Source organism: Peribacillus sp. QJM3NY_7, assembly GCF_056173225.1.
This window is the reverse complement of sequence record NZ_CM149663.1, coordinates 1,250,444-1,266,777: the sequence shown is the minus strand read 5'-3', so window position 1 is coordinate 1,266,777 and position 16,334 is coordinate 1,250,444. Positions and strand designations below refer to the sequence as shown.

The following is a 16,334-nucleotide window of genomic DNA, read 5'->3' as shown; positions in this document are numbered from 1 at the left end:
AAACATAAATTTTAAATGAAATATTATCCAACAAAATTCCTAGAATTATCCAAACCTGTTGACTACTAGGGTTTTTTCCGTTTAAATCAAAGGTAGTAATTGAGTAATGACGGTTTCTGAAAGGTGGTCATATGCATGAATGAATTATCGTTATCCAATCGGATGCAAGCAATTTTAGATAATAAACAACAAATTAAACATATGGAAAAAGGGCGCTACCTTTTTCATGAGAGCACCCCAGCAAGTGATTTGTATTACATTATAAATGGGAAAGTAGAAGTGAGTAAGGTTGTCCCAGACGGTCGGGAATTAACTATACGCATTAGTTCGGAGAATGATTTGGTTGGGGAGACAGTCTTATTTTCTCAAAATCCTAAATATATGATGAATGCAAAAATGATGGAAGATGGTACTGTCGCGGTTATTTCCAAAGAAGCATTAGAAGAAAAAATCGCCTCCGATAGCCATCTCGCAGTCGAGATGATGACATGGTTATCCGCTCAAAACCGTAAAAATCAGGCTAAATTCCGCGATATGCTCCTGCACGGTAAGAAAGGTGCATTTTACTCCACCCTCATCCGTTTATCAAATAGCTATGGCACTGAAGCGGAAGACGGCAAAGTTATCAATCTTCCCTTTACAAACCAAGAACTCGCCAACTTTTGCGGCACCTCCCGCGAAGTAGTCAATCGAATGCTCGCTCAATTAAGGAAAAACAATGTCATCTCCATTAAAAAGGGCCGCATTACGATTCTTGACTTTGACTATTTGAAACAGGAAATCGACTGTGAAAACTGTCCAATAGAAATCTGTACAATCGATTGAATCCTTTCCCATAAAAAGCAGCAATACATAAAGCCTTAATGATCTTAATAATGAATGGAATTTATTTCAGACTAACCCATCCCTAGGACCATTGAATCATTTTCATTACCTGTATCCTAAATAAAAATGCATAAAAAAAGTATAAACATGGATTTCGCCATTGACCGGCATCAGGTCCTGACAACTATACAAAAAAGGGATGGCATAGCTGCCATCCCTTTTTTTTTCATTCGGACGGATTATCCGCCAATGAATGACATTTCGATTTTTTCCTGTTTCTTCACCGTTCCCGCTGCACGCTCATCCGAATAGCGGTCGTCCCTACGGTTCCAAAGTGAAATGATGAACCCTGTCAATTCTTCATCGGTCATGTCGGAACGAAGCAATGACTTCAAGTCATGTCCCTTTCCATTAAACAGGCATGTATATAAACTTCCATTAGCAGAAAGACGTGCACGTGTACAACTTGAACAAAAAGACTCGGAAACCGAGGTAATGAAGCCTACTTCTGCAGTAGTGCCCTTATAGCGGAAGCGTTTTGCGACCTCTCCAAAATAATCTTCTTCAACTGGTTCGAGATCGAATTCGGTTTGGAGCATTGCAAGCAGTTCTTTTTTCGTAATGACATTCTTTAACTGCCAGCCATTTGTATGTCCAACATCCATGAATTCTATATAGCGTAATTGAAGGCCCTCATCTTTACAAAATCGGGCCATCGGCAGGATTTGAGATTCATTGGTTTCTTTTTTGACTACCATATTCACTTTAACGCCAAGCCCTGCTTCTTTAGCAGCAGCGATGCCTTCAATTACGGGCTTTATGCCGATATCCCTGCCGTTCATCTTCTTGAAAAGATCGTCATCGAGGCTGTCCAAGCTGATATTCACCCTCTGCAAACCAGCTTCCTTCAAATCTACGGCATGTTTTTTCAAGAAGACCCCATTCGTGGTCAGTCCAATATCTTCAATACCTTCAATTTTAACGAGATTTGAAATCAGAGTGGTAAGATCTCTTCGGAGTAATGGTTCCCCGCCAGTCAACCTTAGTTTTTTTACCCCTAAGCCTGCGAAGATTTTAGAAAGCCTTACAATTTCCTCATAAGATAATAGCTCACTTTTAGGCAGGAACTGAAAATTCTCGTGAAAAATTTCAGCAGGCATGCAATACTGGCAGCGAAAGTTACAGCGATCTATGACTGAAATCCTTAAATCCCTTAGTGGCCTGTCCAATGAATCTTTAATTTGACTGTTCAATTAACCACTCCTAGCCGAAAGTATTAGAAAAAAACCAGACCATAAAAAGTGGCTCCTTGAATGGGTTCACTTTTTTTGACTGGCTTTTCATTTCTATTACAGAGTTATTATTTTATACCTAATGCAATTTTAGCATATCTGGACATTTTGTCTTTCGTCCATGGCGGACTCCAGACTATCTTCACGTCCGTTTCCTTGACCTCGGGGATATCTTCCAGAACCAATTTAACTTGATCGACGATCGTCCCAGCCATCGGACAGCCCATTGCTGTCAATGTCATCGTAACGGTGGTCAGACCTTCCTCATCCATATCCACATCATATACCAAGCCTAAATTAACGATATCTATACCAAGCTCAGGGTCAATGACCTGCTCCAAAGCTCCAAGAATAATGTCTTTTGTATCTTGATCCACTTCAATCACTCCTTTTATGGAAAATCTCTAGTTTGTCGCTTTCATCATTATGTCCGTATAAGCATCATAACAGATTTCGAGTGAGTACTTAAGCATTTTGCACAGCAGACAGTAAATGTTTCGCGAACCAGTCCGCTGTCTTAAGCACTCCTTCTCTGCTGACCTTATGCCCAGCCTTAGGGTCAAGGATAAAATCAATTTTTTCATCTGCCTTGCCATACCCTGCTTTGACCCCCTCATAAAAACGGTATGCATGCTGATAAGGTACAACCGGATCTTTGGCACCATGCCAAAAAAGAAGCGGTCGGTCGCAAAGCTTATCCTGATTTAAACTCAAATCAAATGGCTTGAGCTGTTCAATCACCTTCGCAACTTCCTCATCAGTAACTGGGAAATCAACTTTCCTTTTCTTAATCTCCTCCATTTGGAGCTCTGCATACCCGACATATGATGGGTTCCCCATTAAACTGACTCCGGCGGAAATCCATTCATATGCAGCCAGAGCCCCATTAGTAACTATTCCCCCCATTGAAGTACCTGCCACGCCAATTCTGTCGGGATCAATCAATTTTCGGGATAATAAATCATCCTTCAACAAAGATAAATCCTGGATTGTTTGTAAAACCATTTCCCAAAAACGGGGCATCATTTGAGAATCACTTAAACCGGCTTCCCTTTCCCCATGATGAATCACATCGGGTAGAAGCACACGAAACCCCTTTTCAGCCAATAAATAAGCATAGTGCAGATTATGTTCTTTTGCACTTTGAAAACCATGTATAAAAATAATAAGCGGCAATTCCTGATTGAAAGTGGTTTGTTTCCCTAAGTGCAAGACAGGAATTTGTCCAATTCGTTCTTTTTCAATTATTATCAAGTTAACCCCTCCGAATAATTTGTTCCGGTCTTTTCAATCCATCATCAAAATGGAATTAATTACCTCAAACCTAAGCTTCGCTTTAGTTATCATACTCCTGGATATAGTAATATCATACAGGAATGCATAAAGAATGAAAAAGATTTACATTTACTTTAAAATAGGCTTAACAATATTTGCATATAATGAAATCAAAAAGAACAGAAGGTGTGTACATGACTGAGAAACATTTAATCGTATTGGATCTTGATGGCACTTTACTTACAGATAACAAAACAATTTCTTCAAGGACTAAAAAAACACTCCTAAAACTTAAAGAAGATGGACACGAGGTTATGATCGCTACCGGGCGCCCCTTTCGCTCAAGTGAACTTTATTACCGGGAACTGGGGCTGACTACACCAATCGTTAATTTCAATGGCGCTTTCGTCCATCACCCATTACATACAAGCTGGGGGGTATACCACTCTCCACTGGATATTAATGTTGCGAAAGATATTGTCGAAGCGTGTGATCAGTTTAAATATCACAACATCATCGCTGAAGTGCGGGATGAAGTTTATGTCCATTATCATGATGAAAAGTTGATGAACATGTTCAATCTAGGAAATCCGATCATGAAGACAGGTGACTTGCGCAATTACCTTCAGGATTCCCCAACTTCGATGCTGATTCACACAGATAGTGAATTCGTAGGGCAGATTCGCCAGCACCTATCCGATGTCCATGCAGAATTGGTCGATCACCGCCGCTGGGCAGAGCCTTTTCATATCATCGAAATAATAAAAAGCGGGTTAAGTAAAGCTGTAGGGCTAAAACGCGTATCCAACTATCTGGAAATTCCTCAAAACAGGATAATCGCTTTCGGTGATGAAGATAATGATTTGGAAATGCTCGAATATGCGGGAACCGGGGTGGCCATGGGAAATGCGATCTCACCAGTAAAAACGGTAGCAAATACGACGACATTGACGAATGAAGAAGATGGTATAGCCGTCTTCCTCGAAGAAAAATTCAATATAAAAGCCTAATACGTCATTTTTTACCTTCATAATATTCAACTTTCAAGCCAAACTAATATGGACAACAGATCTATTCCGTTGTCGACAACGCTCAGAATCGGAGGAGATAAGAATGGGTAAAAGCAGTAAATCTAAACGATTTGTACAGCAGGGCAAAGAAAGTGTTGCCAAGCATGCCGAAAAAATCCCTTATCACACTACGTTTGAAGAAGCTGAAAAAGACAGGTTAAGAATTATGTCTGAACAAAGCTATGGTGGCTTCTAATGGGAAACAAATTATTCCAGAAGGCTAGGGAATTTGTTGAAGAAGCTCTCCACTCTGAGCATGACGGTGACCAGCATAAGACAGAGGAATTTGTTGAAGGAGCTCTCCACTCTGAGCATGACGGTGACCAGCATAAGACAGAGGAAATCGCTAAAAACGCTCTTTCATCAGCCTTTGCCAATACGAACGAGGCTGAAAAAGAACAATTGCGAGAACTCCAGCAAGAGCTGGAAAATCACTCTAAATAATTTGAAAGCCTCCAGGGATTCCTGGAGGCTTTCGCTTTGTTTTTCATCAATTGTTATTTCGTGCCTTACCGCCTTTTTCACCGATCTCCTTATAAAAATCTTTACCATGGGAATCAGCAGTGGCTTCCCCGCCCTTTTGTCCAATTTCCTGATAGAATTCCTTATCATGATTATCCGAAGTGGCTTCTCCGCCCTTTTGCCCAATTTCCCGGTAAAAATCCTTGTCGTGATTTTTAGAAGTGGCTTCCCCGCCTTTACGGCCTGCTTCCTGCCTGCTCATTTTTTCGTCGTTAGCCATTTTAATCACTCCTTCATAAGATTTTAAATTGGCGCTACAATATAAGAATTAGCCGTTTTGTACAGGCAATAAACTTATTACGCCGAAATACCTCCTTTTGTAATAGAAGTGTAATGGCCTTGATTTTTCATTAATATCATTCCCTGCGGAAAGTCCCTACAATTCCTGACGTTTCTATGATGTTTGTGAATGCGTGTGGATCCACTTCCTTGATGATCTTTTCAAGGTCATACAGTTCATACCTTGTAATGACAATCAATAACATTTCCTTAGTTTCGTTAGTGAATGCACCTTTTGCGGGAACCCTTGTAATTCCGCGGACTAATTTAGCATGGATTGCCTGTTTAAGCTCTTCGCTTTTCTTTGTAATGATCATTGCCGTAAGCTTTTCATGACGTGTATGTATCGCGTCCACGACACGGGTCGATGTATAAAGGGTAACAAGTGTATACAAAGCTTTTTCCGGTCCATAAACAGCACCTGCCGTTACAATGATCACGCCATTCAACAGAAATAAATAAGTCCCTACAGGTTTATCCTTCTTCCGCGAAAGAAGCATGGCGATAATATCCATTCCGCCAGTCGATGCACCGTATTTCAAGGTGATCCCCACACCAACTGCAGCTATGACTCCGCCAAATACCGCATTCAATAATATGTCAGGTGACCAGCGTGTAATCGGGATGATTTCCATAAAAAAGGACATCAAGGCAACGCTGAGGAAACTATAAAAAGTGAAAGACTTTCCTACCTTTCGCCAAGCAATGATCGTTACTGGAATGTTCAATAAAAGCAATAGAATACCTGTCGATACATTAATAGGAGCAAAAGATCCAATCATCCTCGATAGAAGCTGGGCCACTCCGGTAAATCCGCTTGCATATACGTTTGCCGGTATTAGAAAAAAGTTCATTGCGATGGCATTAAGCAATGCCCCGACCACAACTATGATAATTTTCTTCATTTCACCACTGTACATCCTAAAAACCTCCATTTCACCCTTATTCTATTATCTTTTTACCCTTAATGATTTATTCTATTTACGTAGAGATTGAATTTTTACCGTTACGTGCTACACTAAAAAGTAGAGTGACCACTCATTTTCTAAAAATTGTAAAAAGAAAGCAGGTGTATTATGGCTATCACAATTCTTGCAGATAGTGCATGTGATTTGCCGTTGTCTTTCTATAAGGAAAACAATGTTTCATTAATCCCTTTACAAGTCCATCTTGACGGGGAAACTTATGAAGATTTACTTACCATTAATTCTCACGAAGTCTATCAGGCGATGCTTGAAGGAAAAGCCCCGAAAACATCGCAAGCTTCTCCAGAATACTTTATAGAACTTTTCACACAGTTTGCCAAAGAGAAAAAACAAGGGATATATATCGCCTTTTCCTCCGAGTTATCAGGAACATATCAAACGGCAGTCATGATTCTTAATCAGGTGAAGGAAGAGTACCCTGACGTTGACATTGAAATCGTCAATACGAATTGCGCTTCGATGGGCGTCGGCTTAATTGTAAAGAAAGCAGCCGATCTGGCAGCAAACGGTGCCACTAAAGAAGAAATCCTGGCTGCCATAGAATTCCAAACCCGGCATATGGAGCATCTATTCACTGTAGACAACCTTGAATATCTGGCCCGTGGCGGCCGCATCTCCAAGACATCTGCCCTTGTTGGCGGTTTATTAAACATTAAACCGTTATTGCATGTTGAAGATGGGAAGCTTGTTCCGCTTGAAAAGATACGCGGCAAAAAGAAATTGATCAAACGTGTAATCGAATTAATGCACGAAAGAGGCAAAAACTTAACTACCCAAACGATTGCCATCAGTCATGGTGATGATGAAGCAACGGCCCTGGAATGGAAGGAAGCCATCCAAAATGAATTCGGGACAACCGACTTCATGATCCATACAATTGGCTCCGTCATCGGCGCGCATGCCGGCCCTGGCACAATTGCCCTCTTCTTCTTAAACGATACCCCTGAGAAATCATAAACATACATACTCCCTTCCATAATTGTGAACAATATATATTGATCAGATAATGGAAGGGAGTTTTCACTATGTCCAAAACAACCGATGACAATAAAAGGCCAAAAGATAACCAAGCGAGAAATGCTGAAAAAAATATCGCTTATCAGGAAAACCTTACTGCAGGTAAGCACTCCTATTCGAAGAAAACGGACCATAAATGAAGCGCGGGGCTTGTCCCCTCGCTTTTTTAATTATCGTTTAGATAGTTGTCTTCCTATCATACTTTCTCTATAATAAAGGAAATAAACCCTGCTGGAGGTAAGTGATGGCAAAGGAAAATTCATTTGATATTGTTTCGAAAGTAGACTTTTCAGAGGTAACGAATGCAGTTACCATGGCTATGAAGGAAATACAGACACGCTATGATTTTAAAGGAAGCATAAGCAGCATCACCATTGATAAAGAAGACTTGGTTTTGGTATCCGACGATGAATATAAGCTCGAACAGCTGAAGGATGTTCTCATCAGTAAACTCATTAAACGTGACGTACCCGTCAAGAACCTGGATTATGGAAAATTGGAAGGAGCTTCTGGCGGGACCGTTCGCCAACGGACCAAGTTAATTCAAGGCATTGATAAGGAGCAAGCAAAAAAAATCAATACCATCATTAAAAATAGCGGCCTTAAAGTGAAAAGCCAGATCCAGGATGATCAAATCCGGGTTACCGGTAAGAACCGGGATGATTTACAAGGAATCATTTCCGCGATTCGGGGCGCTGATCTGTCCATTGATGTACAATTCTTAAATTACCGCTAATTATGAAGGCCTCACCTGCTTTGGGTGGGCCTTTTTTCATTTGTTTCAACTGCCCCCATCAGCGCTCATCCTCCTCTTTTTTGTATGAAAACACAATAGTAAAAAAGCCATGCTAAAATAAACCCTCCATATTCTCATTTTTTTGATGGGGGTAAATGTACTATGTCGTTATTTAACTGGTTATGCAGTTTGTTGTTCAGATGGAGCGATTGTATAGCCTTTCTTTTTTAGGTATTCGATCATTTTTAATTCTTTGTTCATTTGTTTTTCTTCAAGGTAATTTGAGCCTAGTTCATGATAAGGTTCTCCTGTTTTTAAGATGTTGTAAGCAATCGTTAATAGTAAATGGGCAGATGCGATTCGTCCCTTCATTTTCCCCTGTCGTTTAGTAATCCTTTTTCGATGTGAAGCAATTCGGTTATTTTGCCTTGATGTCGCTAATACACACTCTACGGCCATCGTTTTTAATGCTTTATTTCCTTGTGTGGTTTTACTCGTTTTTTTTACCAGCACTTTCGTAATTTCCGGGACTCACACCAGCCCAAGATGCAAGATGTTTAGCCGACTTAAATACGGACATATCAACGCCCATCTCCGCAATAAAAGTAGCTGCGGCAGCTTTGTTCACACCAGGTATACCATCCAATAATTCTACTTCCTTACGATAGGGGGACAGGAGTTGATCGATTTGTTTTTCCAATTCTTCTATGGCTTTTTCTAAATAACTCATATGATCCCAATGGTAACGCAACATATCACGGTGATGACGGCGAATACGACCATTAATTGCATGGGCAATGTCAGTAATACTTGCTTTTGTTCGCCAATCCACCATTTTTCGGAGACCATCGGTCTCTATTTTTTCGCCGTTTAGAATCGCTTCAAGGATACGGCGTCCCGATACACCAAAAATGTCTGATAATACGGATGTTAGCTTGATATTAGCATCTTGAAGAATTTTGTGAATTCGATTCTGCTCTGAAGTGCGATGATGAATCAATTTTTTTCGATAACGAGTAAGATCTCGTAAATCACGAATATTTTCTGGTGGAACAAAATTGCTTTCAATAAGTCCGCATCTTAAAAGCTTGGCAAGCCATTCGGCATCTTTCACATCAGTTTTACGCCCTGGAACATTTTTGACATGTCTGGCATTGGCCAGAACAAGGTGAAAAGAATCTTCGAGTATATTCCATATTGGTTTCCAGTAGACTCCAGTACTTTCCATCACAACATCGGATACCTGAAGGGTAGCGAGCCAATCACTTAAAGCCAAGAGTCCCGTTGTTGTAGTTGAAAAAGTTTCAATAGAGGTCTTTGGCTTTTTATCTAATGAACCAAATAACACACAGGCTACTACTGTTTCTTGGTGTACATCTAGGCCAGCACACCGTTCAATCATTGCTTCCATAGGAGAATCACCTCAAAAAAGATTAACAATACATATGACAGGAGATTTGTTACAAAAATTTTTGTATACGTACTAGTAGTACACTAAATGGTTCTTCAATCCTGTCACAACCAGTTTCTTATACAGGGTATCTTCCTTAAGACCCACCAAAAAAAGCTCAGCCTGGTTGTATTGTTATCATCCATTATCGTCAAGGGGTTAATGGGTTAGACTCTATTTTTGAGTTTAGATTTTCGTAGTAGATGGTGGCGGCGAGAGCGCCGCCATAGGAGTTTCTTATGAATCGCCTTCATGGAACATGGAAAGACTAGTCATGTTCCCTTCAGTTAAAACACATAAACCAAATTTTTGTGGGTATTTTTTCCATGTTTTCTTTTTCCTAAAAGAAGGAATAGAAAAAGCGTAGATCATTAAATGGGAGGCGTTTATATCTTGACTACTCAAAACCAAAATCAGAACAAACAAGGATTTCCACCTCAACATCAGCAGCATCAACCTGGATTGGAAACAAAAATGGAACCGAACCCTGATTCAATTAATGCTGCCTACAAAGGAAGCGGCAAATTAAAAGGTAAAACGGCAATCATAACGGGAGGGGACAGCGGAATCGGAAAATCAGTTGCCATTTACTACGCTAAAGAAGGAGCGAATGTGACAGTTGCATACTTGGATGAACACGAGGATGCCAAAGCGACAAAAGAATTGATCGAAAAAGAAGGCCAGAAATGTTTACTCATTTCCGGTGATATCGGTGATGAAGCCTTCTGCCAGGAAGTCGTCAAAAAAACGGTTGATGAATTTGGCGGTTTGGACATTCTAGTCAACAACGCCGGAGAACAGCATGTGCAGACAAGTATCCTGGAAATTTCAGCTGAACAATTGGAAAAAACGTTCCGCACGAATATTTTCTCGATGTTCCACTTAACTAAAGCTGCATTGAAGCACCTGAAAAAAGGAAGCAGCATCATTAATACAACCTCTATCACAGCCTATCAGGGCAACCCAAAACTAATCGATTACTCTTCAACTAAAGGTGCAATACTTGCATTTACAAGAGCCCTGTCGAACTCCATTTCAAAAGATGGCATCAGAGTGAACGGTGTGGCTCCAGGCCCGATTTGGACACCGCTGATTCCTGCCTCATTCGGCGAAGAGGATGTTGCCAAATTCGGACAGGATACTCCAATGGGCCGTGCAGGTCAGCCTGAGGAATTGGCACCAGCCTATGTATATTTGGCAAGTGATGATTCATCCTATGTCAGCGGACAAGTCATCCATGTAAACGGCGGGACCGTTGTTAACGGATAAGGCCTTACCTTTTTTCCAAAAGCAGTGGATTTCATAAAAATTGAAATCCACTGCTTTTACTCTTTCAGGCAGGATATTTCCGGATAACGCGGAATATATGACTGGGAAGGAGTGGAGTCATTTTTGAAAAATATTGTAGATCCATGGTTCACCGTTCAGGGATTGGACTCAAAAACGTTTGCAATCAGTGAATATGGTCATTGGGAGAAAGTTCATTCCTTTTTATTACTTGGTGAGACCCGGGCTGCGTTAATCGACACAGGATTAGGCATCGATTCGATTAAGCGGATTACAGACCAGCTTACCGATCTTCCGATCATCGTCCTGACCACACACGTTCATGCGGATCATATTGGCGGTCACGGTGATTATGAAATGATTTATGTTCATGGTGATGATGCCAATTGGCTGATTAACGGCATTGAAGGTTTGCCCTTGGAACAAATAAGAAAGAACATGGCCCGGGATATCACATTACCCATACCCGATTCATTCAATCCTGATACATACAAGCCATACCAGGGGTACCCCGATAGACTTTTATCGGACGGGGACACGATTGATCTTGGAAACCGAAGTTTAAGCATTTATCATACACCTGGTCATTCGCCTGGCCACATTTCAATTTTGGATGATGAAACAGGTTATTTATTTACTGGCGACCTGCTTTATTCAGATACTCCCGTTTATGCCTTTTATCCCTCGACAAGCCCTGAAGACCTTGTTAATTCGTTAGAAAAAATCGCAAAGATCAAGGCAGTCTCCAAAATCTATGGCGGTCACAACCAACTAGGCCTCGAACCAAAGATCCTTGAAGAAGTCCTTGCAGCCATTCAATATCTTAAAGAGAATCATTTGGTCAGACACTGAACGGGTGTACATGCATTCAAAAGTTTCAGCCTACATTTCTAGATAAAAAAGGCATTGCTTTTACGCAATGCCCTCTCGTTCAAAAAGTCATGGCCATTGCACCTTGCTTGATCGATCTGCAGGAATGCCTTTCCACGAAATGATGTGGAATGATGGTCCCGGCAGGAGCATCTCCAGTCTGCAGTATATGAATGATGCCCTTAGCGGCCTGATATCCCAAATCAAAAATATTAATATCTACGGAGGTCAGAGCTGGTAATGACAGTTCAGAGAAAAGAACGTTATTGAAGCTGACGATAGACATTTCTTCAGGAGTGCGCACGCCCATTTCGCGAAGTGAATGCACGATGCCAAGTGCCATGAGATCATCACTGACCACCAAAGCGGTAGGGGGTTCATCGATGGATAGTAACCTTTTTGCAGCGGCTTGTCCCCCATCATGCAAAAAATCTTCATGCAGGGTATATTCCATCCTTCGATCGATTCCAGCCCTCTCCAATGCCCGTTCATATCCTGATAAGCGATCAATGGTCATCATGAGGGATTCATCACCTCCGATGAATCCAACCCTTTCATGTCCTAGCTTTATGAGGTAATCCGTTGCCTGTTCGGCAGCCAAGACATTATCGTTATCAACATATGTTATCTCCTCGATATAATCATAGGGTTTCCCAATGATCACAAATGGAAAATCCCTTTCCCTCAAATAGGTCAGAATGTGATCGTTCATCCTTGAATACATCAGGATTATTCCATCCACCATCCCCCCCTGCACCATATTCACTACTCCTTCGTAGATTTCATTTTCTGTTTTTCCCGTACTTAACAACAGGGAATAATGATTTTCCTGAGCTCCCTCACTTAGACCCTGGAGGATCGTAGGAAAAAAGGGATTTTGATAATAATCATTTGACGAACTTGGCATTACCAAGCCAATGATCCTGGTCGATTGATTGGCAAGACTACGTGCAATGAAGTTTGGATGGTATCCTAATTTAGTCATCGCCTTACGAACCCGTACCTTTGTTTTTTCACTTATCCGAGGATTGTTTGCAATCACTCGAGAAACTGTTGAAGGAGCAACATTCGCTAGCTGTGCCACATCTTTTATTGTGATGGCCATGCATTTCCCCTCTCCTTTCTTAGCCTTTATTGACTTCATTTTTAAAAAAGGTGAATACCAATAAACACTTCTCTAATATTAATTTTATATTTATACATTTTGTATGTATTCATAATACACTCAGTTCAATAGTTATATCCATACTTTTTTTAATGTTTGTTTAATTTTTCAGAAAATACTCACTTTTCCGTTTTTTAACCTAAGTTTAAAATCCAAAAAGAAGCTGATGGATGATCAGCTTCTTGAAAAACGACAGTCTATTGGAAATTAAGAAGTCAGACGACTAACTACATAGGTTTTAAGCTAATTTCCAATCAAGTCCATAGAATCAATAACGATAAATCCTCGTTTCATATGGACGTAAATCAATAAGGGGCACCTCAGGACAATCCTCATAATTAGCCAGCAAGAGTTCCATTTCCCCCCAATAAGAAAGGTCGATTTGATGGTGATTCATACTAAAGTTACATACTACCATGACTGAATTTTCATTCATATTTCTTGTATAAATATAAAGTTCAGGATGATCTTCCCATAATAACTCATATTCCCCATAAACAAGGACCTGATGTTTTTTTCGAAGTTCAATCATCTTTTTATAAAAATGATAAATGGATGACGGGTCATTTTTCTGCTGTTCTACATTAATGGCGCGATAATTTGGATTAACCCTCATCCAAGGGGTTCCATGAGTGAATCCGCCATTTTCAAGATCATTCCATTGCATCGGTGTTCGTGAATTATCACGGCCGCTATGCCATATAATGTTCATGATCTCATCATGAGGCCGCCCCTTCGAGGTCTCTATCCTATAAAAGTTTTTCATTCCGACATCATCATAATCATCAATCGAATCAAATTGGACATTTGTCATGCCAATTTCCTGACCTTGATAAATAAAAGGTGTCCCTTGCATGAAAAAGTAAAGGGCCCCAATCATTTTTGCGCTTTCCAACCAATATTGATGATCATTTCCCCAGGTGGATACACTTCTCGGCTGGTCATGATTTTCAAAAAACAAAGCATTCCATCCTTTGTTTTTCAGCCCCTTTTGCCATTTCGTCATCGTTCGCTTTAACCCTTGAACATCAACAGCGTGATTCTGTCCCCTATTCCATAGACCAAGATGTTCAAATTGAAAGATCATATTGAACTTCCCATTCGATTCCCCGACCCATTCTTCCGCCTGCTCTATCCTGACGCCATTGGCCTCACCGACCGTCATGATATCATACTTAGAGAAAGTCTCTTCTTTCAACTCCTGAAGGTAATCCAGAATCCCGTCCTGATTCGTATGCATTTCAAAAGCAGGTACATACTGATGCCAATAAGGATTGGGCATATCAGGAAGGCCTTCACGCTTATGAATATGCGTGATCGCATCAATCCGGAAGCCATCGATTCCCTTATCGAGCCACCAATTGACCATTTCATATAATGCCTTTCGCACATCAGTGTTTTTCCAGTTTAAGTCCGGCTGCTTTTCGGCAAATAGATGTAAATAGTATTGATTGGTCCTTTCATCGAATTTCCAGGCACTTCCGGAAAAGATGCTTTCCCAATTATTAGGCTCACGGCCATCCTGACCATCCCTCCAAATATACCAATCCCGTTTCGGATTATCGCGGGAAGAACTTGATTCGACGAACCAGGGGTGCTCATCACTTGTATGATTCAAAACAAGGTCGAGGATCACCTTCATCCCACGCCCATGAACATCTTTCAATAACAGATCAATATCTTCGATAGAACCGAATTCATCGGAAACTGCTTGATAATCACTAATATCATAGCCATTATCTGCATTGGGCGATTTATAAAAAGGACAAATCCAAATGACATCTATCCCTAATTCCTGCAGATAGTCGAGCTTTGAAATCAAACCTTTTATGTCTCCGACCCCATCACCATTACTATCCATGAAACTGCGCGGGTAAATTTGATAGCAAACCGCTTCTTTCCACCAGGTCTTATTCATGCTGTAACCTCCCGATCCTGTTTTCCACAAAGCCTTAGGGACAATGTTTGGCGGTTACCGACAATCGAGAGGTATATGATTATTTTGGTTGATTCCGTTTTGAACGTTTAATAACCAAAGCAATGAATATACCAAAAATGAGAAGAACCAATCCTATGACTAACAGGTAAGGAATATTAATAATCGACTTAGGTGACAGCGTATAGACTTCTGTCGTCTCCCTGTCGATTACGATAGAGTAGCTGTTGTCCTTACTGCGGACCAGATCCCCATTCAGCATACCTCTCAACTCTTTATTACTTTCAAGTTCCTTATCAGCAAGGTTTATCGTTTGAGTTTCAGTCGTATTGTTCATGGCGACGACGATCGTTTCATCACCATACACACGCTTGAATACCGAAGCTCCGCCTTCTTCATATAAACGCTCCATATCCCCTTTTACCAATGCTGGGTACATGTCTCTGAGATCAGAAAGCTTCGTTATATATTCCACCAATTCCTGTTCTGTCTTAAAATTCATCAACTTATGATTATCCGGGGCAATATCGCCATTTAAGGCAATTTCCGATCCATAAAATACGATAGGCACCCCTGGCATCGTATAAAGATACGACAGAGCCATTCTCCATCTGGAGCCTGGATTTTCGTTATGATCGGCTGCATCCTTTGTAAAACGGGGCATTTCCTGTGTGTCCATGAACAATGCCTGATGGGCATTGCCCCCTAATTCATCTTCGCTTTTTGCAAACGCATTAAAAACAGGTTTCAATTCCTTATCGGGCGCAGCAAATGCTTCACGTAGCTCAGCATTCTGCGGATAAGCCATAAAAGCATCGATACCCGTCTCCTTGTAGCTTGAGATCAATTTCGCATCACCTTGAACATCGCCTATTATATAGAAATTTGATTTTTCAGATTTGACTGCATTCACAAATTCCTTCCAAAAATCTTTTGCTACGTATTGGACTTTATTGATACGGTATCCATCAATATCGGTTTCCGTTATCCACCATTTGGCAGCATCAAGTAAATATTTCCTTGTTTCCTCATTATCTTGATTCAAATCGGGAAGACCATCAACCCACCCTGTTTCCAAATCCGTTTGGCTACCGTCCTTGGAAATCTTTTTTTCTTCATGGAACCAATCTTGTTTTTTGGGATCGGTCAGCCACGCGGATTCAGGCCCCACATTATTTGCTTGAAAATCAATGATCACCTTCATATCGCGTTTATGTGCCTCATTCACGAGTTTTTTAAACTCTTCCATTGTCCCATAGTGTTTATCCGTTTTATAAAAATCGGCCACCCAATCGCCATGATAACCATTTGCATCATTAGCGAAAATCGGTGAAAGGATGATAGCGGTATAACCCATATCTTTTAAATAATTCAGTTTCTTCGTGACACCTTCGAAATCCCCGCCATTAAACGTGGAAGGATCATTCACGTTCGCATCTCCATTATTTTGGGTATCCCCATCGAAAAATCTGTCGACCAATAATGAATATACGATTTCATCCTTCCAAGTTCGTTGTTCTTTTTCAGCTGCTCCTACTGGAATGGCGTAAAAAAGAAGCAGCGGAATTAAAGCGAGTGATAACGCTCTTTTTCTCATATCCGTTCTCCTCCTAGCTATCTCTTT

18 protein-coding genes and 1 pseudogene are annotated in these 16,334 nt (G+C 40.7%); 9 read left to right on the top strand and 10 right to left on the bottom strand.

What is annotated here, in order from left to right; all coding sequences use genetic code 11:
* Positions 1–135: 135 nt before the first annotated feature.
* Positions 136–825 (top strand): Crp/Fnr family transcriptional regulator, encoded by a 690-nt coding sequence (locus tag AC0VX1_RS06095; RefSeq protein WP_034314560.1) that lies wholly within the window; start codon positions 136–138, stop codon positions 823–825.
* A 239-nt stretch (positions 826–1,064) separates the two neighbouring features.
* Here the strand turns inward: AC0VX1_RS06095 and moaA are convergent, their stop codons facing one another.
* From moaA to AC0VX1_RS06080, 3 genes are all read right to left on the bottom strand, one after another.
* The gene (gene moaA, locus AC0VX1_RS06090; protein ID WP_475470386.1) at positions 1,065–2,078 is read right to left on the bottom strand and encodes a GTP 3',8-cyclase MoaA; all 1,014 of its coding nucleotides are present in this window, start codon (positions 2,076–2,078) and stop codon (positions 1,065–1,067) included.
* 107 nt (positions 2,079–2,185) lie between these two features.
* Positions 2,186–2,494 (bottom strand): metal-sulfur cluster assembly factor, encoded by a 309-nt coding sequence (locus AC0VX1_RS06085; RefSeq protein ID WP_034314562.1) that lies wholly within the window; start codon positions 2,492–2,494, stop codon positions 2,186–2,188.
* A gap of 88 nt (positions 2,495–2,582) precedes the next feature.
* Positions 2,583–3,371 (bottom strand): alpha/beta fold hydrolase, encoded by a 789-nt coding sequence (locus tag AC0VX1_RS06080; protein ID WP_475470383.1) that lies wholly within the window; start codon positions 3,369–3,371, stop codon positions 2,583–2,585.
* 215 nt (positions 3,372–3,586) lie between these two features.
* On the opposite strand from AC0VX1_RS06080, the gene AC0VX1_RS06075 reads away from it, so the two are divergent.
* From AC0VX1_RS06075 to AC0VX1_RS06065, 3 genes are all read left to right on the top strand, one after another.
* A complete protein-coding gene (locus tag AC0VX1_RS06075; protein WP_413003829.1) occupies positions 3,587–4,402 on the top strand; it encodes a Cof-type HAD-IIB family hydrolase in 816 nt (271 codons plus the stop codon).
* Positions 4,403–4,505: 103 nt separating this feature from the next.
* Complete coding sequence (locus tag AC0VX1_RS06070) at positions 4,506–4,658, top strand: hypothetical protein (protein WP_202190617.1); 153 nt, start codon at positions 4,506–4,508, stop codon at positions 4,656–4,658.
* A complete protein-coding gene (locus AC0VX1_RS06065; protein ID WP_413009435.1) occupies positions 4,658–4,906 on the top strand; it encodes a DUF3813 domain-containing protein in 249 nt (82 codons plus the stop codon). Before AC0VX1_RS06070 ends, AC0VX1_RS06065 begins: the two co-directional genes overlap by 1 nt.
* A 49-nt stretch (positions 4,907–4,955) precedes the next feature.
* Here AC0VX1_RS06065 and AC0VX1_RS06060 read toward each other — a convergent pair.
* Positions 4,956–5,204, bottom strand: a pseudogene (locus tag AC0VX1_RS06060) (KGG domain-containing protein); the annotation flags it as partial.
* A gap of 136 nt (positions 5,205–5,340) precedes the next feature.
* Positions 5,341–6,183, bottom strand: a complete 843-nt coding sequence (locus AC0VX1_RS06055) for a YitT family protein (protein WP_034314573.1) — start codon at positions 6,181–6,183, stop codon at positions 5,341–5,343.
* A 156-nt stretch (positions 6,184–6,339) separates the two neighbouring features.
* On the opposite strand from AC0VX1_RS06055, the gene AC0VX1_RS06050 reads away from it, so the two are divergent.
* The 3 genes from AC0VX1_RS06050 to AC0VX1_RS06040 all read left to right on the top strand — a co-directional run bounded on the left by AC0VX1_RS06050 (position 6,340) and on the right by AC0VX1_RS06040 (position 8,002).
* A complete protein-coding gene (locus AC0VX1_RS06050; RefSeq protein ID WP_057275838.1) occupies positions 6,340–7,206 on the top strand; it encodes a DegV family protein in 867 nt (288 codons plus the stop codon).
* Between the two features lie 68 nt (positions 7,207–7,274).
* Complete coding sequence (locus tag AC0VX1_RS06045) at positions 7,275–7,406, top strand: DUF3941 domain-containing protein (RefSeq protein ID WP_082196697.1); 132 nt, start codon at positions 7,275–7,277, stop codon at positions 7,404–7,406.
* A 104-nt stretch (positions 7,407–7,510) separates the two neighbouring features.
* The gene (locus AC0VX1_RS06040) at positions 7,511–8,002 is read left to right on the top strand and encodes a YajQ family cyclic di-GMP-binding protein (RefSeq protein ID WP_475470379.1); all 492 of its coding nucleotides are present in this window, start codon (positions 7,511–7,513) and stop codon (positions 8,000–8,002) included.
* 180 nt (positions 8,003–8,182) lie between these two features.
* On the opposite strand, the gene AC0VX1_RS06035 is transcribed toward AC0VX1_RS06040, so the two are convergent.
* Positions 8,183–8,515, bottom strand: a complete 333-nt coding sequence (locus AC0VX1_RS06035; protein WP_475470378.1) for a hypothetical protein — start codon at positions 8,513–8,515, stop codon at positions 8,183–8,185.
* Entirely contained in the window at positions 8,493–9,413 is a 921-nt protein-coding gene (locus AC0VX1_RS06030; RefSeq protein ID WP_475470376.1) for an IS110 family RNA-guided transposase, read from the bottom strand. Before AC0VX1_RS06030 ends, AC0VX1_RS06035 begins: the two co-directional genes overlap by 23 nt.
* A 432-nt stretch (positions 9,414–9,845) precedes the next feature.
* Here AC0VX1_RS06030 and AC0VX1_RS06025 point away from each other — a divergent pair, with 432 nt between their 5' ends.
* The gene (locus tag AC0VX1_RS06025) at positions 9,846–10,721 is read left to right on the top strand and encodes an SDR family oxidoreductase (protein WP_413009433.1); all 876 of its coding nucleotides are present in this window, start codon (positions 9,846–9,848) and stop codon (positions 10,719–10,721) included.
* Positions 10,722–10,853: 132 nt separating this feature from the next.
* On the top strand, positions 10,854–11,591 hold the full coding sequence (locus tag AC0VX1_RS06020; RefSeq protein WP_475471717.1) for an MBL fold metallo-hydrolase: 738 nt from the start codon (positions 10,854–10,856) through the stop codon (positions 11,589–11,591).
* Positions 11,592–11,670: 79 nt separating this feature from the next.
* Here the strand turns inward: AC0VX1_RS06020 and AC0VX1_RS06015 are convergent, their stop codons facing one another.
* From AC0VX1_RS06015 to AC0VX1_RS06005, 3 genes are all read right to left on the bottom strand, one after another.
* Positions 11,671–12,714 carry a LacI family DNA-binding transcriptional regulator gene (locus AC0VX1_RS06015; protein ID WP_475470374.1) on the bottom strand — a complete coding sequence of 348 codons (1,044 nt, stop codon included), beginning with the start codon at positions 12,712–12,714 and terminating at the stop codon, positions 11,671–11,673.
* A gap of 328 nt (positions 12,715–13,042) precedes the next feature.
* Positions 13,043–14,692, bottom strand: coding sequence for a glycoside hydrolase family 13 protein (locus AC0VX1_RS06010; protein WP_096339829.1), 1,650 nt, complete (start codon positions 14,690–14,692; stop codon positions 13,043–13,045).
* Between the two features lie 79 nt (positions 14,693–14,771).
* Positions 14,772–16,307 carry an alpha-amylase family glycosyl hydrolase gene (locus AC0VX1_RS06005; RefSeq protein ID WP_475470372.1) on the bottom strand — a complete coding sequence of 512 codons (1,536 nt, stop codon included), beginning with the start codon at positions 16,305–16,307 and terminating at the stop codon, positions 14,772–14,774.
* Between the last annotated feature and the right edge of the window lie 27 nt (positions 16,308–16,334).